This is a genomic window from Pseudomonas sp. AN-B15, from assembly GCF_019056475.1.
GTDB classification, from domain to species: domain Bacteria; phylum Pseudomonadota; class Gammaproteobacteria; order Pseudomonadales; family Pseudomonadaceae; genus Aquipseudomonas; species Aquipseudomonas parakoreensis.
This window is the reverse complement of sequence record NZ_CP049737.1, coordinates 2,200,171-2,225,623: the sequence shown is the minus strand read 5'-3', so window position 1 is coordinate 2,225,623 and position 25,453 is coordinate 2,200,171. Positions and strand designations below refer to the sequence as shown.

Below are 25,453 nucleotides of genomic sequence, written 5' to 3'. Positions count from 1 at the left end.
AAACCGCAGTTGCCGCTGCACTACCCTGCCGCGCTTTTGCGACCGATGCCGCCATGATCCCTGACCTCCCCCTCGCCGCCCCGGAGCTGCTGGCCCCCGCCGGCACCTTGAAGAACATGCGTTATGCCTTCGCCTACGGCGCCGATGCGGTCTACGCCGGCCAGCCGCGCTACAGTCTGCGGGTGCGTAACAACGAGTTCGACCACGCCAACCTCGCCCTCGGTATTCGCGAAGCGCAGGCCCAGGGCAAGCGCTTCTACGTGGTGGTCAACATCGCCCCGCACAATGCCAAGCTGAAGACCTTCCTCAAGGACCTGGCGCCGGTGATCGAGATGGCGCCGGATGCCCTGATCATGTCTGACCCGGGCCTGATCATGCTGGTGCGCCGGCATTTTCCGCAGATGCCGATCCACCTTTCGGTGCAGGCCAACACGGTGAACTGGGCGAGCGTCGAGTTCTGGCAGCAACAAGGCCTGAGCCGGATCATCCTGTCGCGGGAATTGTCACTGGAGGAAATCGCTGAAATCCGCGAACAGGTGCCGGGCATGGAACTGGAAGTGTTCGTCCACGGCGCGCTGTGCATGGCTTACTCCGGGCGCTGCCTGTTGTCGGGCTATATGAACAAGCGCGACGCCAACCAAGGCACCTGCACCAACGCCTGCCGCTGGAAATACTCGGCGCAGGAAGCCACGGGAAACCAGCTCGGCGAGATCGTGCAGAGCTTCCAGTCCGAGCCGACCCTGGGCATCGGCACGCCGACCGATCAAGTGTTCCTGCTGCAGGAAGCCAATCGTCCCGATGAGTTGATGCCGGCGTTTGAAGACGAGCACGGCACCTACATCATGAACGCCAAGGATCTGCGCGCGGTGCAGCACGTCGAACGGCTGACGCGCATGGGCGTGCATTCGCTGAAGATCGAGGGTCGCACCAAGTCGCACTTCTATTGCGCACGTACTACCCAGGTTTATCGCCGGGCAATCGACGATGCCGTAGCCGGACGCGAGTTCGATCGCAGCCTGATGACCGACCTCGAATCACTGGCCCAGCGCGGCTACACCGAAGGTTTCCTGCGCCGGCATGTGCATGACGAATACCAGAATTATCAGAACGGCAGCTCGGTGTCGGAACGTCAGCAATTCGTCGGCGAACTCACTGGTGAGCGCCGTGACCGGTTGGCCGAGGTCAAGGTGAAAAACCGGTTTGCACTGGGCGACCACCTGGAACTGATGACGCCCAAGGGCAATTTCCACTTTGATCTGCACCAGTTGCAGAGCGCCAAGGGAGAGGCGATCGAGGTGGCGCCAGGGGATGGGCACACGGTGTATCTGCCGATTCCGGATGCAGTGGATTTGCGCTTTGGGTTGCTGATGCGTGATCTAGCTGCCAATCCGGTATAAGGATACGCAACACCTTGCAGGCGTCACTGATCTTCAGCGACATTGCGGCCGCCATCGCTGGCAAGCCAGCTCCCACAGGGGTTGTGTTGAACACAAAATCCCATGCCACCAACAACCACTGTGGGAGCAGGCTTGCCCGCCAAGAGGCCGGCATGAACAAAACACCCCGCCACTGACCGACCAAAAAAACCCGGCACCAGAGCCGGGTTTTTCTCTACCGGCGATCATCCGACAACGGCGTCGGCTCATCCGCCGGCGGCACATCATCGTCTGTCGCCGGGTCCTTCAAGTCTTCCGGCCGATCGGCATCACTCAACGGATCGCGCCCGGGACTCATGCCCGGTGGCGCATCGTGATCGGCCAGTGTCGGCTCATCCGTGCCGGGCACCGGACGGGTCGGATCGGTCGGCAGCACACCACCCTGAAACAGCAAATCATTCGCCATGACACACCTCACCAAGGAGGTCCGGAAAACCCGGGCCATACCGCTTGGAAGCAGGCCTGCGCAGGCCGTGCCATCGAGCAGACCAACGGCAATCAGCCCTGCGCACCGAAGCGGTCGCGGCTGTTGGTCAGGTGCAGCCACATTGCCGCGCGCGCTGCGTCCGGGTCCTGGCGCTTGATCGCATTCAGGATCGCTTCGTGCTCCAGATGCGCCAACTGCCCCAGCTTGCTCAAATCCGCCGCCCCACGCTCGGCCGCGTTGAGCCGCTGACGCGGAATCATCGCGCTGCCCAGATGCTGCATGATTTCGCTGAAGCAGACGTTGCCGGTGGCTTCGGCGATCAGCAGATGAAAACGCCGATCCGCCTCGACGCAACTGTCGTTGCTGTCCAGCAGACGCTGATAGTCATCCAGCGCCTGGCGCATCTGCAGCAATTGTTGTTCGCTGCGCCGTTGTGCGGCCAATGCGGCGGCCTGAGTTTCCAGGCCCATGCGCAATTCAAGAATGCTGCGCACGCCGAGCGCGGTGTCGACATTCAGGCGCAAACCCTGCTCGGCGGCGCGTTCGATGACAAAAGTGCCAATGCCGTGCCGCGTCTCCACCAACCCTGATGCCTGCAACTTGGAAATCGCCTCGCGCACCACCGTGCGACTGACGCCGTGCTCCTGAACGATGGCGTTCTCCGACGGCAGCTTGTCGCCGGGCGACATCTGACCAAGCAGGATGCTCTGGGTGAGTTTCTCCACCAGATCATGGGCGAGGTTATGCGCACGTTTGGGCGCGGGAGCGTCAAGATTTTCTTGCATGATCGATTCCGGTCATCGGGGCTTGCGGATCGTAGCACTGCACGGTGGCTGACAAGATTGATTTTAGTCCTGGAACAAGCGTCGACTTGTATGACAACACTCAAGAAAACCGGAAATACGGGATTCGCGACAGACCCAGGAACAATGGCGAATAGCAGTTTCCTTAACACCGACAACCAGCTAAACCTCCATACAATCCCAATAAACAGGGATGAATTGACAAAAAAGCAATAAAAAACCAGCCCGCCAGAAAAAATTAATCACCGCACCCCACTTGTAGGACAAAAAATCCAAGTTGTATGATGTCTATCAACAACGCAGCACCAGCCCTACCCCCGCATAAAAATAATCAGTGGGAGAAAACCAAGTGAAAACCTCCGTCTCCGGGATCAACGAGGGCGTCGATTCGACACTCGCGTCCGCCATCTCGAAAGTGAAACGCCACGTCCTGCCGCTCTTCGTGATCATGTTCATCGTCAATTACATTGACCGGGTGAACATCGGTTTCGTCCGCACTCACATGGAACATGACCTGGGCATCGGGGCGGCCGCCTACGGCTTCGGCGCCGGTCTGTTCTTCATCGGGTACGCGCTATTCGAAGTACCCTCCAACATGCTCCTGCAGAAAGTCGGCGCGCGTATCTGGCTGACCCGCATCATGCTCACCTGGGGCCTGGTCGCCGCCGGCATGGCATTCATCCAGAACGAAACGCACTTTTACATCCTGCGCTTTCTGCTTGGCGTGGCCGAGGCCGGATTCTTTCCCGGGGTGATCTACTACTTCACTCGCTGGCTACCCGGCGCCGAACGCGGCAAGGCCATCGCGATTTTCCTCAGTGGTTCGGCGGTGGCCTCGCTGATCTCCGGCCCATTGTCCGGCCTGTTGTTGCAGATCAACGGCCTGGGCATGCACGGCTGGCAATGGATGTACTTCATCGAGGGGATGTTCTCGGTCGGGCTGTGCGTGTTCGTCTGGTTCTGGCTCGACGCCAAACCTCACGACGCGAATTGGCTGACCCGCGCCGAACAGGACGCACTGGTCAGCGCCATCGATGACGAACAGAAGGCCCGCGAAGCGGCGACGCCGATCCGACCTTCAATGGCCAAATTGCTCAAGGACCGGCAGATCATCCTGTTCTGCCTGATCTACTTTTTTATCCAGCTGACCATCTACGCCGCGACGTTCTGGTTGCCAAGCATCATCAAGAAAATGGGCGAGATGAGCGATTTCCAGGTCGGGCTGTTCAACTCGATTCCGTGGCTGCTGTCGATCATCGGCATGTACGCCTTCGCTGCCTTCTCGGCCAAGTGGAAGCATCAGCAAGCCTGGGTCGCCACCGCGTTGTTGATCGCCGCGGCGGGGATGTTCATGTCCACCACTGGCGGGCCGATTTTTGCCTTTGTCGCGATCTGTTTTGCCGCGCTCGGCTTCAAGTCCGCCTCCTCGTTGTTCTGGCCGATTCCGCAGGCGTATCTGGATGCGCGAATCGCCGCAGCGGTGATTGCGCTGATCAACTCGGTGGGCAACCTCGGCGGCTTCGTCGCGCCCACCACCTTCGGCCTGCTGGAACAACACACCGGCTCGATTCAGGGCGGCCTCTACGGTCTGGCCGCGACCTCGATCATCGCCGCGATCATCGTCTTCGCGGCCCGCACCACACCGAAACCGGCTGCTGACCTTGCCGTGGCCGAAGCCGCGCCGAAGCACGCCTGAACTCTGTCTGATTAGGATCAAAACCATGACTGCACACGACACCGCCAAAGCGCCGATCATCACCGCCATGCAAGTGATTCCAGTGGCCGGCCACGATGGCATGTTGCTCAACTTGAGTGGCGCCCACGGGCCGTTTTTTACCCGCAACATCGTTATTCTCAAGGACAACGCCGGGCACACCGGCGTCGGTGAAGTGCCCGGTGGCGAGCGCATCCGCCAGACGCTGGAGGATGCTCGCAGCCTGGTGCTCGGCAACCCGATCGGCAACTATCAGAAAATCCTCAATCAGGTGCGCCAGACCTTCGCCGAGCGTGACGCCGGCGGCCGTGGCCTGCAGACGTTCGACCTGCGCATCACCATTCACGCAGTGACCGGACTCGAAGCCGCCCTGCTCGACTTGCTCGGCCAACACCTCGACGTACCGGTCGCGGCGCTGCTCGGCGAAGGCCAGCAGCGCGACCAAGTGAAGATGCTCGGCTATCTGTTTTACGTCGGTGACCAGCGCGAAACCAGCCTCGCCTACCGCAGCGAACCGGACGCCGATAACGACTGGTTCCGCGTCCGTCACGAGAAGGCCATGAGCGCCGAAGCGGTGGTGCGTCTGGCCGAAGCGGCCCACGCAAAATACGGTTTCCAGGATTTCAAACTCAAGGGCGGCGTGCTCAGCGGTGATGCGGAAATCGAAGCCGTGACGGCACTGGCCGAACGATTTCCCGAGGCGCGTATCACCCTCGATCCGAACGGTGCCTGGTCACTGAAGGAAGCGATCCGCCTGTGCCGCGATCAGCATCACGTGCTGGCTTATGCCGAAGACCCTTGCGGTGCGGAAAACGGTTACTCCGGGCGTGAAGTCATGGCCGAATTTCGCCGCGCCACCGGATTGAAGACGGCGACCAACATGATCGCCACCGACTGGCGTGAAATGGGCCACGCCATTCAGTTGCAGTCGGTGGACATCCCGCTGGCCGACCCGCACTTCTGGACCATGCAAGGCTCGGTACGTGTCGCGCAACTGTGCCACGAGTGGGGCCTGACCTGGGGCTCGCACTCCAACAACCACTTCGATATCTCTTTGGCGATGTTCACCCATGTCGCGGCCGCAGCACCGGGCGACATCACCGCCATCGATACGCACTGGATCTGGCAGGACGGCCAGCGCCTGACCCAGACGCCGCTGCAAATTGTCGACGGTTGCGTGCAAGTGCCGCAGAAACCGGGGCTGGGCGTGGAGCTGGACATGGACCAAGTGGCCAAGGCTCATGAGCTGTATAAAGGCATGGGCCTCGGTGCGCGGGATGACAGCGTGGCGATGCAGTTTTTGATTCCGGGGTGGACGTTCGATAACAAGCGGCCGTGCCTGGTGCGTTGACATTTGCCCTGTAGGAGCTGCCGCAGGCTGCGATCTTTTGGTCTTGATCTTCAAAAATCAAAGTCAAATGATCGCAGCCTGCGGCAGCTCCTGCAAAGGATTTGTGTCAGGCAGAGATTTGCAGCAACCAGTTTTTGAACGCACTCATCGCCACCGTCTCCGGCCGCGACTGCAAACGCGTCAGCCAATAACTGCCGGTGGTGATTTCAATCGCAAACGGCTGACGAATCACATCCGCCGCCAATTGCCGGGCGAACATCAGCGGCGGTGCCAGCGCTACGCCGCTGCCCTGCAGCGCGGCCTCCATCATCGCCAGCGACGAGTCGAACACGATGCTCTGCGGCGGCGCGGCGTGGGTCGCCAGACCGGCGGCGTGAAACCATTGTGGCCATTCATCGGTACGATACGAGCGCAGCAAACGCTGCTGCAACAGGTCACCCGGGGATTGCAACTGCCGGGCAATTTCCGGCACGCACAACACCGACAGTGGCGCATCGAGCAAGCGCGTGGCCTCGATGCCATGCCACGCCCCGGCACCGAAGCGAATCGCGTAATCCAGGCCTTCGGCGGCGACATCGACCCGGTTGTTGTGAGTCGACAGCCGCAAATCTATGAGCGGATGTTTCGCCTGGAAGTCTGCCAGCCGTGGCAGCAGCCAACCGACCGCAAAGGTTCCCACGGCACCCACGGTCAACATTTCCCGATACTGACCGCCCGCCAGCCGCTCAAGCATCTGCGCGATGTGATCGAACGACGTGGTCAGCACGGGCAACAGGGTCTCGCCTTCACTGGTCAGCATCAGCCCACGGGGCAGGCGTTTGAACAGGGTGACGTTGAGTTGCGCCTCAAGGCTTTTCACCTGATGGCTCACCGCCGCCTGAGTCACGCATAACTCCACGGCGGCGCGGGTGAAGCTCAAATGACGCGCAGAAGCTTCGAAAGCGCGCAGTGCATTGAGCGGCAATTGAGGTCGAATCATGCCCAGTCCCAAATTTTTCTAATGGCTCGTCCGAATTTTCATCGTTTGTCGATCGCCGCCGGACTGCCTAAATTGACGGCGCTGATCAGTCGCCCAACAAGAAGATCGCCCGCAGTGTAGCGGGATATCACCCTCAACACTCATGGAGAGTGGGTCACACATGTCCTTCATCAACCCGAGAAAAGTCAATATCTGCAGCGCATTTGGCGTGATTTTCGCTGCTACCACGTGCATGGCCGCCCCCCCCAGCGACGAGCAATTGCAAGCCTTGGTAAATAAAGCCGTCACCCCGGTGATGCAGCAACAACAGGTTCCGGGCCTGGCCGTGGCTGTCACCGTCCACGGCCAACCGCATTACTTTAATTACGGCGTCGCCGCCAAGGATACCGGACAGAAAGTCAGCGAAAACACCCTGTTCGAAATCGGCTCGGTGAGTAAAACCTTTGCCGCGACCCTGGCGGGCTACGCGCAGGCCACCGGCAAACTGGACCTGTCGACCAAAGCCAGCCAGCTCTGGCCGGAACTGAAAGGCAGCGCTTTCGACAACATCAGCGTACTGCAACTGGGCACCTACAGCGCTGGTGGCCTGCCGCTGCAATTCCCTGACCCGTGGGATTCGGCAGACAAGATGCTCGGCTATTACCAACAGTGGAAACCGAGCTTCCCGGCCGGTAGCCAGCGTCTGTACTCTAACCCGAGCCTGGGCCTGTTCGGCTATCTGGCCGCCAAGACTCTTGGCCAGCCCTATGATCAGGCGATGAGTGAAACCCTGCTGCCGAAACTCGGCCTGCAACACACTTACCTACAAGTGCCGAAAGCGCAAATGAGCCTGTACGCGCAGGGCTACGACAAGAACAACCAACCGGTGCGCGTCACCCCGGGCGCGATGGATGCGCAAGCCTATGGCGTGAAAACCAGCGCCGCCGACCTGCTGCGTTACGTTCAGGCCAACCTGAAACCGACAAGCCTGGAAGCCCCACTGCAACAAGCCATCGCCAACACCCACAACGGTTACTACACCGTCGGCGACATGACCCAAGGCCTGGGTTGGGAAATGTACCGTTACCCGATCAGCCTCGACCGCTTGCTGGCCGGTAACAGTACAGAAATGGCCATGCAACCGCACAAGGTGAAGTGGCTCAACCCGCCGCAACCGCAGGCGGATAATGTGCTGCTGAACAAAACCGGGTCTACGGGTGGCTTTGGCAGTTACGTGGCGTTTGTGCCGTCGAAGGATGTCGGCGTGGTGATTCTGGCTAACAAGAACTTTCCGATTCCGGAGCGGGTGAAGATTGCTCACACGATCCTCAGCGCTTTGACCGACTGAAAATCAAATGATCGCCGCCTGCGGCAGCGCCTGCACCGGCCCCATGCAGGAGCTGCCGCAGGCGGCGATCTTTTTGGCGGGCAATAAAAATGGGCGCCTGTAGAGGTCGCCCATTTTTTTAATTCAGGCCATGCCATCAATCATCCGGCATTTCCGGTGGTTTGCTCGGTTTCGCCGGTTTGCTCGCCTTCGCGCCCTTCTCGCCTTTCTTGGCTGCCGGTTCGGCGGCGGTGGCCTTGGTTTCAGCGACCGTCGGTGCGCTGATTTCCTTTTCGCTGGCCGGCAGCGCATCAACGGTGTCGAAGATTTTTTTCAGGTCCACCGACTTCGCTTCATCGCCCGAGGCCGAGAGTTTGGTCTCGCCGTCCTTGCCCAGCAGGAACACTTTCGGGTACGCCCCGGCGCCCAGCTTCAGCGAGCGCAACAGGGCCATGGTGTCCTGCTGGCCGAGATCTTTGCCGTCGAGCTGACCGGCCATATTGAGGATGGTGTAGACCTTGATGTTGCGGTCAGTCACACCTTTCTTGTTCGCCGGATCTTCCAGCGACTTTTTCAACCCCACCCACACGGGGTCGACGGTGCTTTGTGCGATCACGATCAACGGTCGAGCCCGTCCCATATCCCCGGCTATGGGCGAATCGTTGTCAGCGGCGAACAAGGGGCCGGCAATCGCCAGCAAGAGTGTCAGGGTCAGAGACCTGATGAGCATGCGCATCTCCTTTTGATATCCACGCTCTAATGATTGCGCATCGCGGCGATTGTTCCGAACCTGTGCCCGGCAAATATGTTTCGCCTTGTCAGAAGCTTAGGTCAGCCGCGTCATTGCGCAACCGCATCGGCGTAATCGTGACGCAGATTTGATTACGTTTTGTGAGCGCATTAGGCTGGCTGTTCCGCCCATGAAAAGGAGTTCAGCCCATGCACATCGACTACCTGTGCGATCACCCGCATTTGATTGAGGAACTGGCCGAACTCAATTTCAAGGAATGGGGCGAATTCCGTGACGGCGATACCCTTGAGGCTCGTACCGAGCGGATGCGCGCCGCCTGCGGCAAGGGTGCGGTTCCCAGCGTGGTGGTGGCCATTGAAGACGACAGATTGCTCGGTGGCGCGCTGCTGATCGACAGCGACATGAAGATCCGCCCGCAACTGACGCCGTGGCTGGCGGGGGTTTATGTGAAGGCCGAGGAGCGTGGACGCGGGATTGCTACGCAACTGGTCAAACGTATTGTTGAAGAAGCCAGAGCGTTGGGTGTACAGACGTTGTATCTGTACACCGATGCGGCGCAAGCACTGTATGCGCGGTTGGGTTGGGAGGTGGTCGAGGATCTGGTCTACGAGGATTTGCCGGTGACCGTCATGAAATTCAACATCCTTCATACCCCAGTGCAGGAGCTGCCGCAGGCTGCGATCTTTTGATCTTGATTGTAAAAACGAAGATCAAAAGATCGCAGCCTGCGGCAGCTCCTACATCAGAACGCCAGTTTATAGCCGATCAACAGCAACATGGTCGCCAGACACGGGCGCAGCAATTCATCGGAAATGCGCCCGGTCAGGTGGCTGCCCAGCCAGATGCCCGGCAGCGAACCCATCAGCAGGAAACCCAGCACGCCCCAATCCATGTTGCCCATGCTCGCGTGGCCAAGACCCGCAACCAGGGTCAGCGGCACGGCATGGGCAATTTCGGTGCCGACCAGACGGCGGGTTGGCAGCAGTGGATAGAGAATGAACAACGCGACCGTGCCGAGGGCGCCGGCGCCGATCGAGGTCAGGGCTACCATGGTGCCGAGGATCAGACCGGTGACCACGGTCATTACGTTCAGGCGCGCGCCGCTCGGGTTGTAGTTGCCGCCCGCGCGGTTATGGGCGAATTCGAGCAGGCGCTTCTTGAACAGAATCGCCAGCGCGGTGGCGAACAACACCCAGCCCAAGGCTTGCTTGATGATCGCGTTCATCGCCTCGGGCGCGGTGTGCAGACTGCTGAGAAACCACAAGGTCAGGGCGACTGCCGGCACGCTGCCAAGGGTCAGCCAACCGGTGATCGCCCAATCGATGTTGTTGTTCTTCTTGTGAACCAGCACGCCACTGGATTTGGTGATGGCCGCGTACAGCAGGTCAGTGCCCACCGCGGTTGCCGGGTTGATACCGAACCACAGCAGGATCGGCGTCATCAACGAACCGCCGCCGACACCGGTCATGCCGACAATAAAACCCACCACCAGCCCGGCGATGACCAGGCCGAAATTTGCCAATTCCATTAAGACGTCCAGAAAAACGACAGGAAAAATCTGGCCCGCAGCATAGCGATTTTTCATATAACCACATATATCGATGCGGTCTATCGTTATGCCCGATTCCTACATCTAACACTGTAGGAGCTGCCGGAGGCTTCGATCTTTTGATCTTGATTAAAAGACAAAATCAAAAGATCGCAGCCTCCGGCAGCTCCTACACTGGAGGTGTGGTTCAGTGCACGCGCCGGCCCGGCTTGAAACTGTGATGCCGGTTGATCCACACCGTTGCCAGCGCAATCAGCGACAGGATCAACAGCGCCCACGGAAACGACATTGCCCCCGCCTGATCCAGCAGCAACCCGCCAAACAGGCCGCCGCCGGCAATTGCCACGTTCCAGGACGTGGTGAGCATCGCCTGCACCACGTCCACATGCTCGCCAGCCGAATCCGCCGCAGCCGTCAGCAGCAACGTTGCCGAGCCGCCAAATGACAGGCCCCACACGGCCGTGCAGGTGTAGATCAGCCACGGCGACGCAGACATCAGCGCCAGCACCAGTGCAGTCACGGCAAATGCCGCGAGGCTGATCAGGGTCAGCCAGCGCAGCCAGCGATCCACCAGCAAACCGATAATCCAGATCCCGACCAGCGAACACAGGCCGAACACCAGCAGCACCAGATCGACGCGCTCGGCCAATCCGGCTTGCATCAGGAAAGGCGCAATGTAGGTGTAGAGAATGTTGTGCCCGAGCATCCAGGTCAGCACCACGAACAGCACCGGCCGCACGCCCGGCAGGCGCAATGACTGCAGCAACGGCAGGCGCTCGGCGCTGGCCTGGCCCGGACGATCAGGCACCGCCAGCACAATCCACGCAGCCAGCACCAATGCCAGCGCCGACATGATCCCGAACGACGCACGCCAGCCGATCAGGTTACCCAGCCACGTCCCCGCCGGGGTACCCAGCGACAGCGCCACCGGGGTACCCAGCATCGCGATTGCCAGCGCCCGCCCCTGCTGGTGCACCGGCACGATCCCGCGGGCGTACCCGGCCATGATGCCCCACGACAGTCCTGCGGCCATCCCGGCGAGAAAGCGCGACGCGAGGGTCAGGCCGTAATGGCTGGAGAACGTGGTCACAGTGTTGAACAGCAGGAAACCACCGACCGTCATCAGCAGCACCCGGCGCCGTGGCCAGCCCCGGGTGGCCACGGTCAACGGAATCGCCGCGACAATCGAACCCAGCGCATACAGCGTCACCAGTTGCCCGGCGAGCACTTCACTGACTCCGAGCCCGGCGCCGATCTGCGGCAGCAGCCCGGCCGGCAGAGTTTCGGTGAGGATGGCGATGAAGCCGGTCATGGCGAACGCCAGTAACGCGGCGTACGGCAGTTTTTCTGTACGGGCGACGCGGTCGATGCGGTTGAAGTCGGTGCTTGCGGAGTCGGTCATGACAGGTGCAGCTCCCTTTTGAGCTAATTTTTATTTGAAACTGTATACAACTTACACCACCAACCCCTGTAGGAGCTGCCGCAGGCTGGAATCTTTTGACTTGGTTTTTTAAGATCCAGGTCAAAAGATCGCAGCCTGCGGCAGCTCCTACAGGGTTCACTGCACCGGGAGGAAATTCAGGAACAGCAGGCTCTGCGCGTAATTCAGGCCAATACGCCGGTAACGCTCATCGAGCATCTGCGTCAGCAAGTCGAGTCGCGCGACGATCTTGCCGAATTCGGTGGCGAAGCTCAGGTTGCTGCCCTCCTCCGAGATTTCATTGGAGAACAGCAGCGGCTGGCCTTCCTTGTTCTGGCGCTGGGCCAGGATCCACGTGGCTTTCTCGATGTTACGCGCGGCGTTGTGGACGAAGGTCGGGTTGATTGCGTCGGTCATGTAGAACTCGACACGGTTGCCATGAGCGGTGACCAGCATGCTGCCGATGGCATAGATGAAGGCGCCGACCCGATCCCCGAGAAACTCCGGACTCATCGCATAGCTGAGCGCCGCCAGATCCTTGCGCCCGCCCAAAACCGGCAACGGTTGCTGCTGCTCGACCGCCAGGCGCACCTGTTTCACCGCCGTGTTGATGTCGAGGAACCCCGACTTGCGCAGTTCTTCCGGGTTGCGCAAATACAGCTTGCCCATCAATCGATAAAGACTGTTGAGGTTGTCGCGCATCGCCAATGTGGCCATGCGGTCGACGCTGGTCTGCAGGAATTCCTGCGGTTGACCGTCACGCATCTGAGCGATGAAGCCGTTGCCGGTCTGGTGCGTGCAACCGCTGACAAACAGCGATGACAAACAGGCCAGCAGCAGACACGGGCGGCGAACAAATCGGATGATCGGGTGAAAAGCTCTCGGCATGAATTCTCGAACGGGCACATTCCTGCGCGGCGGGCGTCGCCGCATCCTGGCCAAGGATAGAGCCGGCAATTGCAAAAAAGTGCAGTGGCGGATCTGCCCGGTTGATTGGCGGCGAATGAGCGCCAAGCTAATTAGTCAGTCTTTATTGTTGAAATACATGATCGATCAGCTATAAATCTTCTTCAACAACCAAAATAGATTGACTAGTTGCGTGTAGGAGCTGCCGAAGGCTGCGATCTTTTGACCTTCGTTTTTAGAATCAAGATCAAAAGATCGTCCGAACGCGGCCCGAGCCTGCGGCAGCTCCTACAGGGGAATTGTGGTGTTTTCAAAACAACAACAAAAAGGAAGGTCAACCATGCTTCAATCCCGTCACCTGCTTTCCGGCCTCGGACTGTCCCTGATGATCGCCACCCTCTCCGCCAACGCAGCCGGCCTGAGCGCCGAACACAAAGCCTTTGGCAAAACCAATGACGGCACGCCCGTCGAGCAATACATCCTGCGCAACAGCCACGGCATGCAGGCGACCGTCATCACCTACGGCGCCACCTTGCAATCGCTGCTAGTACCGGACAAACACGGCAAAGCTGCTGACGTGGTGCTCGGTTTCGACGATGTTCAGGGTTACCAGAAAGGCACGGCGTATTTCGGCGCGACCATCGGCCGTTTCGGCAATCGCCTGGCCGAGGGTGCATTTGAACTCGACGGCAAGCGCTATCAAGTGCCGCAGAACGACAAGTCCAACGCCTTGCATGGCGGCACCCAGGGTTTCGACAAGAAAGTCTGGAAAGCGCAGGAAACCAAGGACAAGGATTCAGTCGGCGTGACCCTCACCTATCTATCGGCGGACGGTGAAATGGGCTTCCCCGGCAATCTCACCACCGAAGTGACCTACCGCCTGACCGACAACAACGAGTTGCGCATCGACTACAAGGCCAGCACCGATAAACCGACGGTGCTCAACCTGACCAACCACAGCTACTTCAACCTCGCCGGTGCCGGCAATGGCGACATCCTCAAGCAGGTGGCCACCTTGCACGCCAGCCATTACACCCCGGTCACCGGCAAACTGATCCCGACCGGCGAACTGGCGCCCGTGGCCGGCACGCCGATGGACTTCACCCAGCCCACTGCCATCGGCACCCACATCAAGGCTGAACACCCGCAGCTGAAATTCGCCGAACCGAAACAGGGCGGCTTTGATTTCAACTGGGTGCTGGATACCAAAGGTGATGTGAGCAAAGTCGCCGCCGAGGTCAGCGATCCGCAATCCGGACGGCATCTGCAGCTGTTCACCAGCGAGCCGGGCGTGCAGTTCTACACCAGCAACTTCCTCGACGGTACGGTCAAGGGCAAGGGCGGCAAGGTCTATCCGCACTGGGGCGCGTTTACCCTGGAAACGCAGCACTATCCGGATGCGCCGAATCAGCCGGACTTCCCGAGCACGCGGCTGGATCCGGGGCAGACTTACAGCCATAGCGTGGTGTTGAAGTTCTCCGCGAAATAGCACCGGCCTTGTGGTGAGGGGATTTATCCCCGATGGGTTGCGCAGCAACCCTGCTTCTTGGGGGCGCTACGCGCCCATCGGGGATAAATCCCCTCGCCACAGGTTCATCGCCCTCCATTGGAACCCCTGCGCTATCCTGCTGCCCACTAAGGTATGACCATCAGCACAGGAGGTTTGAATGCGTACCCTCGAACTGGCAGGCGTGCAGGTTCCAGTGATCGGCCAAGGCACCTGGCGCATGGGCGAAGACCGCTCGGCGCACTCGCGTGAAGTGTCCGCGCTGCGCCAAGGCATCGAACTCGGCATGACCCTTATCGACACCGCAGAAATGTACGCCGAAGGCGGTGCCGAAGCTGTCGTCGGCGAAGCCATCGCGGGCCTGCGCGATCAGGTGTTTCTGGTGAGCAAGGTCTATCCGCACAACGCCAGCCGCAAAGGTATCCCGCAAGCCTGCGAACGCAGTCTGCGCCGGCTCGGCACCGATTACATCGACCTCTATCTGCTGCATTGGCGCGGCCAGTATCCGCTGGAAGAAACCGTCGAAGCCTTCGAACGCCTGCGCGAGGACGGCAAGATTGGCCGTTGGGGCGTGTCGAATTTTGATGTCGATGATCTCGAAGAATTGTCTTCCCCGGCCTGTGCGACCAATCAGGTGCTGTACAACCTGAAAGAGCGCGGCGTCGAATTCGATCTGCTGCCATGGTGCCAGCAGCAACGCATGCCATTGATGGCGTACTGCCCGATCGGTCAGGGCGGTGCGATGCTGGCTGAACCGGTGCTGAACACGATTGCCACTCGTCACAACGTTAGCCCGGCACAGGTTTCACTGGCGTGGATTCTGCGTCAGGATGGTGTGATTGCGATTCCCAAGGCTGTGCGACCGGAACACGTGCAACTCAATGCACAAGCGGCGCAGTTGCAACTGGATGCCGGGGATCTGGCGGCGCTGGATCAGGTATTCAAAGCGCCACAACGCAAGCAACGGCTGGCGATGGTCTGAGTCGCTGGCCGTTGGCGAGGGCTTCGTCATGAGAAGCACTGATCAGTACGATCCGTTCAATCTGCAGCGTTTCGTCCAGGCGCAGGACCCGGTGTTCGAACGGGTTCAGCGCGAACTCGATGAGGGGCGCAAACGCAGTCACTTGATGTGGTTTGTGTTCCCGCAGTTCGCCGGGCTGGGCGGCAGCGAAATGTCCCGGCGTTACGCCATTCAATCCGCCGAAGAGGCGCAGGCCTATCTGGCCCACGATCTGCTTGGCGCACGGCTGCGCACCTGCACGCAACTGGTGCTGAACATCCGTCAGCGCTCGATAGCCGAAATTTTCGGCCACCCCGACGACCTGAAATTCCACTCCTCGATGACCCTGTTTGCGCAGTTCAGCGCCGACGACTGCCCGTTCGCTCAGGCACTGGAGCGCTACTTCCATGGCATCCTTGACGAATGGACGTTGCAGCTACTGGACTCAAAACAGGCCCAGTTGCCCCCCGATCAGGGTTGAAAAATCGTCATCGACGAACGGCAGAATCGCATCCGCCACCGGTTGCAGTTGGCGAGTGATGTAGTGGTCGTAGTCGATCGCGGCGCGGCGCACTTCCAGCGGTTCCGGCCCGGCCAGGGTGATGACGTAACTGATCCAGCCGCCATTCTGGTACTGCCGTGGACGCCCGTGCTGCGCGTTGTAATCATCGGCCAGCCGCGCCGCCCGCACATGCGGCGGCACGTTGCGTTCGTAGTCATCAAGAGTGCGGCGCAGGCGCTTGCGGTAGACCAGTCGTTCATCGAACTCGCCGGCCAGAGTCTTGCGCACGTAATCGCGCACGTAATCCTGATACGGCTTGCGCTGGAAGATCCGTTCGTAGAGCTCCTGCTGAAATTGCCGGGCCAGCAGCGACCAGTCGGTGCGCACGGTTTCCAGGCCTTTGTAGACCATTTCTTCACTGCCGTCGGCGCGGGTCACCAGTCCGGCGTAGCGCTTCTTGCTGCCCTCCTCGGCGCCGCGAATGGTCGGCATCAGAAAGCGTTTGTAGTGGGTTTCGTACTGCAATTCGAGGGCGCTTTGCAGGCCGTATGCTTCCCGCACGTGCTCGCGCCACCAGTCGTTGACGTGCTTGACCAGCGCTTGGCCGATCTGCGCCGCCTCCTCCTGACCGTGAGGCCGGCGCAGCCAGACGAAGGTCGAATCGGTGTCGCCGTAGATCACCGCATGGCCCTGCGCTTCGATGAGCTGGCGCGTGCGCAGCATGATCTCGTGGCCGCGCAGAGTAATCGACGACGCCAGACGCGTATCGAAAAAACGGCAGCCGCTGGAACCGAGCACGCCGTAGAACGCGTTCATGATGATCTTCAGCGCCTGCGACAGTGGCGCGTTGTGCTCGCGTTTGGCGGTCTCGCGACCTTCGGCGACCCGCGCGACAATCGACGGCAGGCAATGCCGGGTGCGCGAGAAACGCGCGCCGCGAAAACCCGGAACCGAATCGGCATCGTCCGGGTGCTGCAAACCTTCGATCAGCCCCACCGGGTCGATCAGAAAGGTGCGGATGATCGACGGATACAGGCTCTTGTAATCAAGCACCAGCACCGACTCGTACAGCCCCGGCTGTGAATCCATGACGAAGCCGCCCGGGCTGGCCTGTGGCGGATTGGTGCCCAGATTCGGCGCTACGAAACCCTGACGGTGCATCAGCGGCATGTACAAATGGGTAAACGCCGCCACCGAGCCGCCGCTGCGGTCCGCCGGCAGGCCAGTGACGCTGGCGCGTTCGAGCAAAAACGTCAGCAGTTCGGTTTTGGCGAAGATCCGCGTGACCAGTTCGCAGTCCTTGAGGTTGTACTTGGCCAGCGCCGGTTTGTCCTCGGCGAACATGCGGTTGATTTCGTCCATGCGCTGGTATGGGTTGTCGATCGCCTTGCCTTCGCCAAGCAAGGTCTGGGCGACGTTTTCCAGGCTGAACGAAGGGAAACTCCAGGTCGCCGAACGCAGCGATTCAATGCCATCGATGATCAGCCGCCCCGCCGCCGAAGCAAAGAAATGCGTGCGACTGCCGTGTTCGCGCCATTGCATCTCTTCACCGCCACGACCGATTTTCAGCGGCACGCCGAGGCGCCGCGCGTGTTCGTGGAGGACGCGCAGGTCGAACTGCACGACGTTCCAGCCGATGATCGCGTCGGGGTCGTGGAGGGCGAACCAGTCGTTGAGCTTTTTGAGAAGGACGGTGCGCGAATCGCAGTATTCGAGATCGAAGTCGACAATGCTCGCATCACCGTTCGGTGCGCCGAGCATGTACACCTGACGCTGGCCGCAGCCTTCCAGGGCAATGGAATACAGCTCGCCGGTTTCGGTAGTTTCGATGTCCAGCGATACCAGCCGCAGTTGCGGTCGGTAGTAGGGGTCGGGTTTCAGTTGGGCATTGAGCAAGACGCCGTCGTCATCGGCACTGCCACTGAACAGCACCGGCGCGGTGATGAAGCGCTCCATCAGGTAGCGTTCCGGCGGGCGCACGTCGGCTTCAAAGACGTCGACCCCGGCGCGGTTGAGCGCGGTTTCCAGGCGCATCAATTGACCGTGTTGCTGGCAATACAGGCCCAGCACCGGGCGATGCTCGAAATCCTGCAGGGCCAGCGGGCGCAGCTCGACATTCTTTTCATCGTGCAGCAGACGTTCGGCCGCTTCGCGTTGTGCAGCGGGGATAAACGCCACTGACGTCTGCGGCGCCAGACGCACACGGCGCGGTCCGGCGTCGGTCGCCAGCCAGAACTCGACTTCGGTGCCGGCCGGGGTGTCGCGCCAATGCCGGGTCAGGACGAAGCCCTGCTGTAAATCCACCACTGCAACCTCAGGAATTGAATCAGAGGGGCATTCTACGCTGCCATTCAGGGGATAACCCCATACCCTGTGGCGAGGGAGCTTGCTCCCGCTCGGCTGCGCAGCAGTCGCAAAACCAGGCAATGCCGTGCATCAGGCAAACCGAATTCTCAAGGTTTGGGCCTGCTACGCAGTCCAGCGGGAGCAAGCTCCCTCGCCACAGGGTTAGCGGTAAGCCCGAAAAACCGGCAAATGACGTTTTTTGCGTGCTATCTGCCGCTTTGCCACCTTGCCCTGCGCGCCAGCGTCTACGATGCTTGGAGAACAACGACAACACCTGAGTAACCACCATGAAGACCGTCGCCCAACTGCTCAAGCTCAAAGATCAGAAAAATCAGGAAGTGCACCATATCGATCCCGGTCACATGGTGCTCGAAGCGCTGATGAAAATGGCCGAGAAAAACGTCGGGGCCTTGGTGGTGATGGAAGATGACAAAGTGGTCGGCATCATCAGTGAGCGTGATTACGCGCGCAAACTGGTGCTGCACGGGCGCTCGTCAGTGGGCACACCGGTGCGCGACATCATGGTCAAGGACGTCATCACCGTGGACACCCACCAGACCGTCGACACCTGCCTGGGCATCATGTCCGACAAACGCCTGCGCCACTTGCCGGTGGTGGAGAACGGCAAGCTGATCGGCCTGCTGTCGATCGGCGACCTGGTGAAAGAGGCGATTGCCGAACAGGCCGAGCTGATCAAGCAGCTGGAGCAGTACATTCGCGGGGAATAATCCGCAAGATCAAAAGATCGCAGCCTCCGGCAGCTCCTACAGAGAACAGTGTAGGAGCTGCCAGAGGCTGCGATCTTTTGATCTTTACACTCTTAAACCGGCCAATGCCGGGCGAAGACAGGCGCCAGCACCGGGTGCCGGTCAATGCGCTGCAACCATGCGTAGAACCCGGGGCGGGTCTGGCGCAGGTGCTCGCGACTCCCCGACCAGCGCGTCACCACCGCTGCCAGCACGTCCAGGGCGCCGGGCGTCTCGTCGTCCAGGTACAACTCGGCGGAAAACTGGTCGGCAAATACTTCCCAACTCCAGTGCAAGCGCTCGCGGGCACCGGCCATCAGATTCTGTCGTGAGGCTTCGTCCGGCATCACCAGCCAGCGCTCGGGGTAATCGATGACGCCGATGGCCGCGTAGCAATTGCTCGCGATGTAGACCATGCCGCGAATCGCCTGATCGCGATCAGCCGCCTTGGCCGGCAACAGACCGGACTCGGGAAAACTCAAGCCCAGATGAATCAGAATCGCCACACTCTCGGTGATCGCACTGCCATCGGGCAACTGCAGGGTCGGCACCTGTTTCAGTGGATTGAGGCGCGCCAGGGCTTCGGCCGCCTCGCTCGAAGCTTCGATATCGATGAAGCGATAGGCGATCTGGCATAACTCCAGCGCTGCTTCGATGGCTGCAGCACCCGAATTGCGATGTCCGTACAGTTGATACATGCCCCCTCCTCGATCTCGACGGATCTGTGTAGCCCTATTTATAGCGGGTGTATCGGCTTTGGCACGTTTTTCCCATGCATTCGCGACTTGCGAATTCAAACCCCGCAAAACTGCGCTGGCGGTGCCCATCCCGCACCAAGAGCAATCATCGAACGCTATCCGCGTTCTTGTAAGGTGCGATACCGGACCAAAAGTTCGCGTATCCGAACTGGCAACAAGGAGGTCACTGCGTGAATCTTCAATCGTTCTGCCGTTTCACGGCCTGTTTATACCCATCCGCGCAATGTCGAGTTCACCTGAACAGCACCGGCCACCCGCGCATTTACGTCATTACCTGAACCTGATAACCGACCACTCTGCTGGCGCTGAATAATGCGCCGACGGCAGCGTGATATTTATTTTTTAAATAAGACCCATGAAGTTGTTGAGCCAGCACTGAGTTAATCAGCGACTGCCAAATTGTCGAACAATAACTTCAATTGATTTTTTAATTGCACCAAAAGCGTTCCTGCACACGCAACTAACGCAGATCCGGAATACTGATTTCATTTAAACAAAAACAAGGAACATGCGCCGTGACCCGCTAAAACATTGACCCGCACCAAATCAGTCCGTCGCGCACCATCAAGCGCCCTGGAGGACCCGAGCTCAGCGGCTCTATCTGGCTAATCCGGCCGATACAGCGCCCGGTCTGACTCGCCTGCAAAAAAGCCCCGGCGTTCGGGGCCGCGGACAGTCATGCACTAAATAAAATGGGGACTGTCTGTAAAATTTATATAAATGCGACATGGGTAACAGCCATGAAATAACCGCGCTACATTTCAGCAATATTTGGCACAGCGGTTGCAAAATGAATCACGACCATTGAAACAATCCATACCGATACAGAACAACACCAGGGAATGGCGAATGAACAAACGAAGTCATTGGCGTTAAGCCAGTAAGCCTGCACAAGCCTATTCAATAGATAGTTCAACTATCGGCTTGCGTACACCCAAAAGAAAGTTACACCCACCCACTCGAACATCAACGAAATGTTCGGACGGCACCTTATTGCCCTTCATCAACCCGAGGGAGCTTTAATGAACGATGCGGTAAAGCACAGAACCCTGCCGGGGCCGTTACGGGACGCGCCAGTCCCGCCACCACCGGGCAGACCGGCCTTCACGGCCAACACTTCGCAGCCCGGCGGGTTGAACAAGCAGCAGATGCTGTTGCTGGTGGCGGTATCGGCACTGATACACGGCGGTGCCTGGTGGTTTTTCCAGCAGACCCGGCCCGAGCCCCTGCCGACGCCGCCGCAGATTCCGGAAATGACCGTCGAGCTGAGCAGCCCGACGCCACCGGCACCGCCCACACCGGAACCACCACCGCCACCACCGCCCCCTCCACCTCCGGAGCCGGAACAACCGGTGGAGGACGAAGACGCGGTCAAGCCACCGCCCAAACCGGTGGAGAAACCCAAGCCGATCGAAAAACCGAAACCGCTCGAGAAGCCCAAACCGGTGAAGAAGGTCGAGCCGCCAAAAGCCCCGCCCGCCCCGGCACAACCGGCCGCTCCCGCTGCGCCGGCGACACCGAGCGCGCCACCGGCCCCGGCCGCCGCGCCGGGCCCGGTCAAGGAATCGGCCGCGATTTCCGGCCTTGCCAGCCTTGGCAACCCGCCGCCGGAGTACCCGTCACTGGCGCTGCGGCGCAACTGGGAAGGCAGCGTGGTGCTGCGCATTCAGGTGTTGGCCAACGGACGTGCTGGTTCGGTGACAGTGACCAAGTCCAGCGGCAAACCGCAACTGGATGACGCCGCCGTCGCGGCGGTAAAGAACTGGAAGTTCATTCCGGCCAAACGCGGTGACACGCCGATTGACGGCTTTGCCACCCAGACCATCGATTTCAAATTGCCGCAATAACGGCAAACCCAACTCACAACCGACTTAATGCAAGCGAGGTGTAGCGATGAACAATTCACTGTCTTCGATGATTGTCCCCGGTGTGCTCTGGGGCCTGGTGCTGTTTTCCGTGGTCAGCTGGGCGATCCTGCTGGTCAAGTCGGCGCAATACCTGCGCCAGAAAGCCCAGAACAAACAGTTCAGCAAAGCCTTCTGGGGCGCGCCGGATCTGCTCACCGCGGCCGAGCACGCCAGCCAGTATCCGGGCTCGCTGGCGCGCATCGCCAGCAGCGGTTTCGAAGCCTTGCTGGTGGAAGAATCGCCACGGACCACGCAACAACTGGCGCACACCATCAACCGTTCCGATCGCCTGGAGCGCAACCTGCGCCAGCAGATTCAGAAGGAACGCCGCTCGCTGGAAAACGGCCAGGCAATCCTCGCCAGTATCGGCAGCACCGCGCCGTTCATTGGCCTGTTCGGTACCGTGTGGGGGATCATGGAAGCCCTGCAAAGCATCGGCGAAACCGGTTCGGCGAGCCTTGAAGCGGTCGCCGGCCCGATCGGTCACGCGCTGATCGCCACCGGCGTCGGGATCGCCGTCGCGGTCCCGGCGGTGCTGATTTACAACTTCTTTTTGCGCCGCCTGAAACTGGCCTCGGCGGACATGGATGATTTCGCCCACGACTTCGATGCCCTCGCCTCGCGCAGCGCGTTCTCCATCAGCCGCCAGGCCATCGCCAGCAAAACCACTGCCGCCGTGCGGGAGGCCAGCTGATGTCCTTTTCCACCCAAGACAGCGATGAAGTACTCAGCGAAATGAACGTCACGCCGCTGGTGGACGTGATGCTCGTGCTGCTGGTGGTGTTCATCGTCACCGCACCGCTGATGACCAACGCGATCAAGGTCAACCTGCCGAAAACCGACGCCGTCGCCCCCGCCGAGAAGAAAGACCCGGTGGTGGTCAGCGTCGATCAGGACGGCAAGTTCTACCTGGCGAAAACCGAACTGGCACCGGAATCTCTGGAGGCCAGCCTCAAGGAGGTCAAGGCCAAGGACGCCGAAGTGCGCGTGCAGCTGCAGGCCGACGCCAACGTCAATTACGGCCAAGTGGCCAAGGCCATGGCGTCCATCGAACGCTCGGGCATCAGCAAGATTTCGGTGATGACCACCCACTGAGTGCGGTGTCGGGCGCGCGTTGAGAAACGCGCCCGACACCGCGAACCGCTTCCCGTCGCAATCAGCCGACCGAAAAACGCCAGACGTCTTCGGAGGGGATCGGCTTGCTTGAAGAAAGTGGCTTTCCGCATGCGGTATCACCGAAAGCGGAGCAATGAGGGGCTCACAAGGCCAATTCGATAACGTCTGATCAAGTCGGAAACAACCATGCTGATGAACACTCCACGCTTCACGCTCAAACCTTTGGTGGCAACGATTTCTCGTCACCGTTTTGTTCCGTTGTACCTGGTGGCCATGGGGATGGGCGCCGGGACCGTGCAAGCCGCCGAGGACGACAACGTCGCCGTTCCCGCTGCAGCCGCAGTGGTGGCACCGACCACACAATTGCAACGGGTGGAAGTGACCGGCTCGGCGATTCGCCGGGTCGATGCGGAAACGGCCGTGCCGATCACCATTCTGAAAGCCGATGAGCTGCGCAAACAGGGCGTGACCACTACCGCCGAACTGGTGCAGCGGATCACCGGCAGCCAGTCGATCAACAACAGCGCCGGCTCAGTCGGCGCCGCCACCGGTGGCGCCTCGTTTGCCGACATGCGCGGCATCGGCGCGAACAAGACCCTGGTGCTGCTCAACGGTCGGCGCCTGGCCAACAACGCCTTGTCCGGCACCAACTCGGCCGGCGGCGCGGTGGATCTGAACATGATCCCGTTTGCCGCCATCGAGCGCGTGGAGGTTCTGCGCGACGGCGCATCAGCCCTGTACGGCACCGACGCCATCGGCGGCGTGATCAACTTCATCACCAAAAAATCCCTGACCGACGGCCAGCTCACCCTCGGTGGCGAAACCCCGACCCACAGCGGCGGCGGTGCCACCAAAGACATGAGCGCCAGTTGGGGCTATGGCGATCTGGAAGAAGACCGCTTCAACGTGCTCGGCGTGTTCAACTACAACAAGCAACAGAACCTCGACGCCAACGACCGCTCCTTCGCCCGCGACTACGACCCTGGTCGTGGCCTGGACCAGACCTCCGGCACCGCGTTCCCCGGCAACTACAGCCAGAACGGCAACGCCACCAACCCGTTGGCCAACAGCAATTGCAATGGTCCGAACCTGGTCGCGCGCGATGGGCTGTGCCGCTTCAGCACCCGCGAATACATCGACCTGATTCCGCAAACCGAGAAGACCTCGTTCTTCGGCAAGACCACCGGCAAACTCGGCGACGATCACAACGTCAACCTCGAATACTTCTGGTCACGCAACAACAACGCCACCGCGGTCGGCCCGGCCCCGCTCACCGGCCTGAGCCTGGATTCCTCGTCGCCGTACTACCCCGGCAACGGCATCACGCCTGGCCCCACGGGCTTCGCCCTCGACCCGACGCAACCGGTCGATGTGAACTGGCGCGAAACCGCCGCCGGCCCACGGGAATCGAAAGACCAGAACACCAGCCAGCGCTTTCTGTTGAGCTTCGACGGTCTGGTCGGCGGCTGGGATTACAACGTCGGCGCCTCGTACAACCAGAACAAAATCGTCTCCAGCGTCACCAGCGGCTATATCAGCGATCAGGCGATGATCAACGGTCTGGCCAGTGGTCTGCTCAACCCGTTCGGCCCGCAGACCAGCGCCGGTCAGCAATACATCGATCAAGCGATGTACCACGGCGCCTACTCCACCGCCGTCGGCCGCGTGGCCGGTTTCGACGGGCGGGTCAGTCGCGAGATCGGAGACTGGTTCGGTGCCGGGCCGGCCGGTCTGGCGCTGGGAGGCGAGTACCGCAAAGAGAAATTCCATCAGGATTTCGAGTCGTTTGCCGGTGACATCCAGAGCCTCGGTATCGACCCGGCCGGCAGCGTCGAGGGCGACCGCAGCGTGAAAGCCGCGTACGCCGAAATCAATGTGCCGGTGCTCGACAGCCTCGAACTGTCCGCCGCTGTGCGTCACGACAAATACAGCGACTTCGGCAGCACCACCAACCCGAAATACTCGTTCCGTTATCAGCCGCTCAAAGAGCTGGTGGTGCGTGGCGCGTACAGCGAAGGCTTCCGGGCGCCGTCGCTCTACGAGCTGTATTCGCCGCGCAGCATCACCTACACCCAGGGCTACTACAACGATCCGGTGCTGTGTACCGGCGGCGTGGTGCAACCGGGCGGCAACGGCGGGCGCGATTGCGGTCAGCAGTTCCTCAATCAGATCGGCGGCAATGAAGATCTGGCTCCGGAGAAGGCGCGCAACGTGACGCTGGGCTTCGTCTATCAACCGGTCAGCAACCTTTCCGTGGGCCTGGATTTCTGGTGGATTCATATTTCCAACCAGATCCAGCCGTTCCCCGAGTCCACCGTGTTCGATCAGGCCGGCAGCTACCCGGATCGCTTCGTGCGCAACGCCGACGGCACGCTTAACTACATCGTCACCGGCAATGCCAACCTCGGCATCGTCGAAACCAACGGCGTCGATGTGTCGCTGGACTACCGCTTCCCGAACACCCCTTACGGCCAGTTCGGTCTGGGGCTGCAAGGCACTTACGTGGACGAGTACGACTTCCAGAGCACCATCAAAGGCCCGTTCACCGACAAGGTTGGCGACTTCGAAGGGGACGGCGTGATCGCGCGCTGGAAACACAACCTCACCGGCAGCTGGACCTTCGGCGCCGCAAGGGCGTCGCTGACCAACCGCTTCACCACCGGTTACAACGACTACGACCGCGATACCCACGCACGCGTGGCGTCGTATTCGGTGTGGGACCTGTCGGCCGGCTACACCTTCAACAAGGTGCTGGATGTCGATGCCGGGATGAAGAACATGTTCGACCGCAACCCACCGTTCTCCAACCAGGCCTACAACTTCCAGAGCGGCTATGACCCGCGCTACACCGACCCGCTGGGCCGCACGCTGTTTGCGCGCATGACGTATCACTTCTAAAGAACGAGCGCCAAAAAACCCTGTGGGAGCT

Annotated in this window: 22 protein-coding genes; 13 read left to right on the top strand and 9 right to left on the bottom strand. The window is 60.4% G+C overall.

Features of this window, described 5'->3' with window-relative positions; translation table 11 throughout:
- The first annotated feature begins 53 nt into the window (after positions 1–53).
- Positions 54–1,397 carry a tRNA 5-hydroxyuridine modification protein YegQ gene (yegQ, locus tag GTQ41_RS10015; protein WP_217325492.1) on the top strand — a complete coding sequence of 448 codons (1,344 nt, stop codon included), beginning with the start codon at positions 54–56 and terminating at the stop codon, positions 1,395–1,397.
- Positions 1,398–1,611: 214 nt separating this feature from the next.
- Here yegQ and GTQ41_RS10010 read toward each other — a convergent pair whose 3' ends face one another.
- On the bottom strand, positions 1,612–1,842 hold the full coding sequence (locus GTQ41_RS10010) for a hypothetical protein (RefSeq protein WP_047291549.1): 231 nt from the start codon (positions 1,840–1,842) through the stop codon (positions 1,612–1,614).
- A gap of 92 nt (positions 1,843–1,934) precedes the next feature.
- On the bottom strand, positions 1,935–2,648 hold the full coding sequence (locus GTQ41_RS10005; RefSeq protein ID WP_047291547.1) for a FadR/GntR family transcriptional regulator: 714 nt from the start codon (positions 2,646–2,648) through the stop codon (positions 1,935–1,937).
- 367 nt (positions 2,649–3,015) lie between these two features.
- Here GTQ41_RS10005 and GTQ41_RS10000 point away from each other — a divergent pair, with 367 nt between their 5' ends.
- Both GTQ41_RS10000 and gudD read left to right on the top strand, forming a co-directional pair.
- On the top strand, positions 3,016–4,362 hold the full coding sequence (locus GTQ41_RS10000; RefSeq protein WP_047291545.1) for an MFS transporter: 1,347 nt from the start codon (positions 3,016–3,018) through the stop codon (positions 4,360–4,362).
- Positions 4,363–4,387: 25 nt separating this feature from the next.
- Positions 4,388–5,731 (top strand): glucarate dehydratase, encoded by a 1,344-nt coding sequence (gene gudD / locus GTQ41_RS09995; RefSeq protein WP_047291543.1) that lies wholly within the window; start codon positions 4,388–4,390, stop codon positions 5,729–5,731.
- Between the two features lie 106 nt (positions 5,732–5,837).
- Here the strand turns inward: gudD and GTQ41_RS09990 are convergent, their stop codons facing one another.
- Positions 5,838–6,710 carry a LysR family transcriptional regulator gene (locus tag GTQ41_RS09990; protein WP_047291542.1) on the bottom strand — a complete coding sequence of 291 codons (873 nt, stop codon included), beginning with the start codon at positions 6,708–6,710 and terminating at the stop codon, positions 5,838–5,840.
- A gap of 160 nt (positions 6,711–6,870) precedes the next feature.
- On the opposite strand from GTQ41_RS09990, the gene ampC reads away from it, so the two are divergent.
- Positions 6,871–8,037, top strand: a complete 1,167-nt coding sequence (ampC, locus tag GTQ41_RS09985) for a class C beta-lactamase (protein WP_047291539.1) — start codon at positions 6,871–6,873, stop codon at positions 8,035–8,037.
- Positions 8,038–8,173: 136 nt separating this feature from the next.
- On the opposite strand, the gene GTQ41_RS09980 is transcribed toward ampC, so the two are convergent.
- Entirely contained in the window at positions 8,174–8,746 is a 573-nt protein-coding gene (locus GTQ41_RS09980; RefSeq protein WP_047291537.1) for a DUF4174 domain-containing protein, read from the bottom strand.
- 209 nt (positions 8,747–8,955) lie between these two features.
- Here GTQ41_RS09980 and GTQ41_RS09975 point away from each other — a divergent pair, with 209 nt between their 5' ends.
- Entirely contained in the window at positions 8,956–9,456 is a 501-nt protein-coding gene (locus GTQ41_RS09975; RefSeq protein ID WP_047291534.1) for a GNAT family N-acetyltransferase, read from the top strand.
- A 53-nt stretch (positions 9,457–9,509) separates the two neighbouring features.
- Here GTQ41_RS09975 and GTQ41_RS09970 read toward each other — a convergent pair whose 3' ends face one another.
- From GTQ41_RS09970 to GTQ41_RS09960, 3 genes are all read right to left on the bottom strand, one after another.
- Entirely contained in the window at positions 9,510–10,295 is a 786-nt protein-coding gene (locus GTQ41_RS09970) for a sulfite exporter TauE/SafE family protein (protein WP_047291532.1), read from the bottom strand.
- 208 nt (positions 10,296–10,503) lie between these two features.
- Complete coding sequence (locus tag GTQ41_RS09965) at positions 10,504–11,718, bottom strand: MFS transporter (protein ID WP_047291530.1); 1,215 nt, start codon at positions 11,716–11,718, stop codon at positions 10,504–10,506.
- A gap of 156 nt (positions 11,719–11,874) precedes the next feature.
- Positions 11,875–12,624: a hypothetical protein gene (locus GTQ41_RS09960; RefSeq protein WP_047291528.1), complete on the bottom strand. Its 750-nt coding sequence runs from the start codon at positions 12,622–12,624 to the stop codon at positions 11,875–11,877.
- Positions 12,625–12,982: 358 nt separating this feature from the next.
- Between GTQ41_RS09960 and GTQ41_RS09955 the strand changes: the two genes are divergently transcribed.
- The 3 genes from GTQ41_RS09955 (at position 12,983) to GTQ41_RS09945 (ending at position 15,630) form a co-directional block, all read left to right on the top strand.
- Positions 12,983–14,131 (top strand): aldose epimerase family protein, encoded by a 1,149-nt coding sequence (locus GTQ41_RS09955; protein ID WP_047291526.1) that lies wholly within the window; start codon positions 12,983–12,985, stop codon positions 14,129–14,131.
- Positions 14,132–14,309: 178 nt separating this feature from the next.
- On the top strand, positions 14,310–15,131 hold the full coding sequence (locus GTQ41_RS09950) for an aldo/keto reductase (protein WP_047291524.1): 822 nt from the start codon (positions 14,310–14,312) through the stop codon (positions 15,129–15,131).
- Between the two features lie 28 nt (positions 15,132–15,159).
- Entirely contained in the window at positions 15,160–15,630 is a 471-nt protein-coding gene (locus GTQ41_RS09945) for a DUF1810 domain-containing protein (RefSeq protein ID WP_047291522.1), read from the top strand.
- Here the strand turns inward: GTQ41_RS09945 and GTQ41_RS09940 are convergent.
- Positions 15,595–17,955 carry a DNA polymerase II gene (locus GTQ41_RS09940; RefSeq protein ID WP_196302415.1) on the bottom strand — a complete coding sequence of 787 codons (2,361 nt, stop codon included), beginning with the start codon at positions 17,953–17,955 and terminating at the stop codon, positions 15,595–15,597. The two genes, GTQ41_RS09945 and GTQ41_RS09940, sit on opposite strands and share 36 nt — an antisense overlap.
- Positions 17,956–18,284: 329 nt before the next feature.
- Here GTQ41_RS09940 and GTQ41_RS09935 point away from each other — a divergent pair, with 329 nt between their 5' ends.
- Positions 18,285–18,725: a CBS domain-containing protein gene (locus tag GTQ41_RS09935; protein WP_027613875.1), complete on the top strand. Its 441-nt coding sequence runs from the start codon at positions 18,285–18,287 to the stop codon at positions 18,723–18,725.
- Between the two features lie 92 nt (positions 18,726–18,817).
- On the opposite strand, the gene GTQ41_RS09930 is transcribed toward GTQ41_RS09935, so the two are convergent.
- Positions 18,818–19,441 carry a glutathione S-transferase N-terminal domain-containing protein gene (locus tag GTQ41_RS09930; RefSeq protein WP_047291518.1) on the bottom strand — a complete coding sequence of 208 codons (624 nt, stop codon included), beginning with the start codon at positions 19,439–19,441 and terminating at the stop codon, positions 18,818–18,820.
- 1,082 nt (positions 19,442–20,523) lie between these two features.
- Here GTQ41_RS09930 and GTQ41_RS09925 point away from each other — a divergent pair.
- The 4 genes from GTQ41_RS09925 (at position 20,524) to GTQ41_RS09910 (ending at position 25,422) form a co-directional block, all read left to right on the top strand.
- Complete coding sequence (locus tag GTQ41_RS09925; protein ID WP_047291516.1) at positions 20,524–21,348, top strand: energy transducer TonB; 825 nt, start codon at positions 20,524–20,526, stop codon at positions 21,346–21,348.
- Between the two features lie 46 nt (positions 21,349–21,394).
- Entirely contained in the window at positions 21,395–22,102 is a 708-nt protein-coding gene (locus tag GTQ41_RS09920; protein WP_007966644.1) for a MotA/TolQ/ExbB proton channel family protein, read from the top strand.
- Positions 22,102–22,503, top strand: a complete 402-nt coding sequence (locus GTQ41_RS09915; protein ID WP_003223575.1) for a biopolymer transporter ExbD — start codon at positions 22,102–22,104, stop codon at positions 22,501–22,503. Before GTQ41_RS09920 ends, GTQ41_RS09915 begins: the two co-directional genes overlap by 1 nt.
- 207 nt (positions 22,504–22,710) lie before the next feature.
- Positions 22,711–25,422: a TonB-dependent receptor gene (locus tag GTQ41_RS09910; RefSeq protein WP_047291513.1), complete on the top strand. Its 2,712-nt coding sequence runs from the start codon at positions 22,711–22,713 to the stop codon at positions 25,420–25,422.
- Positions 25,423–25,453 lie beyond the last annotated feature (31 nt).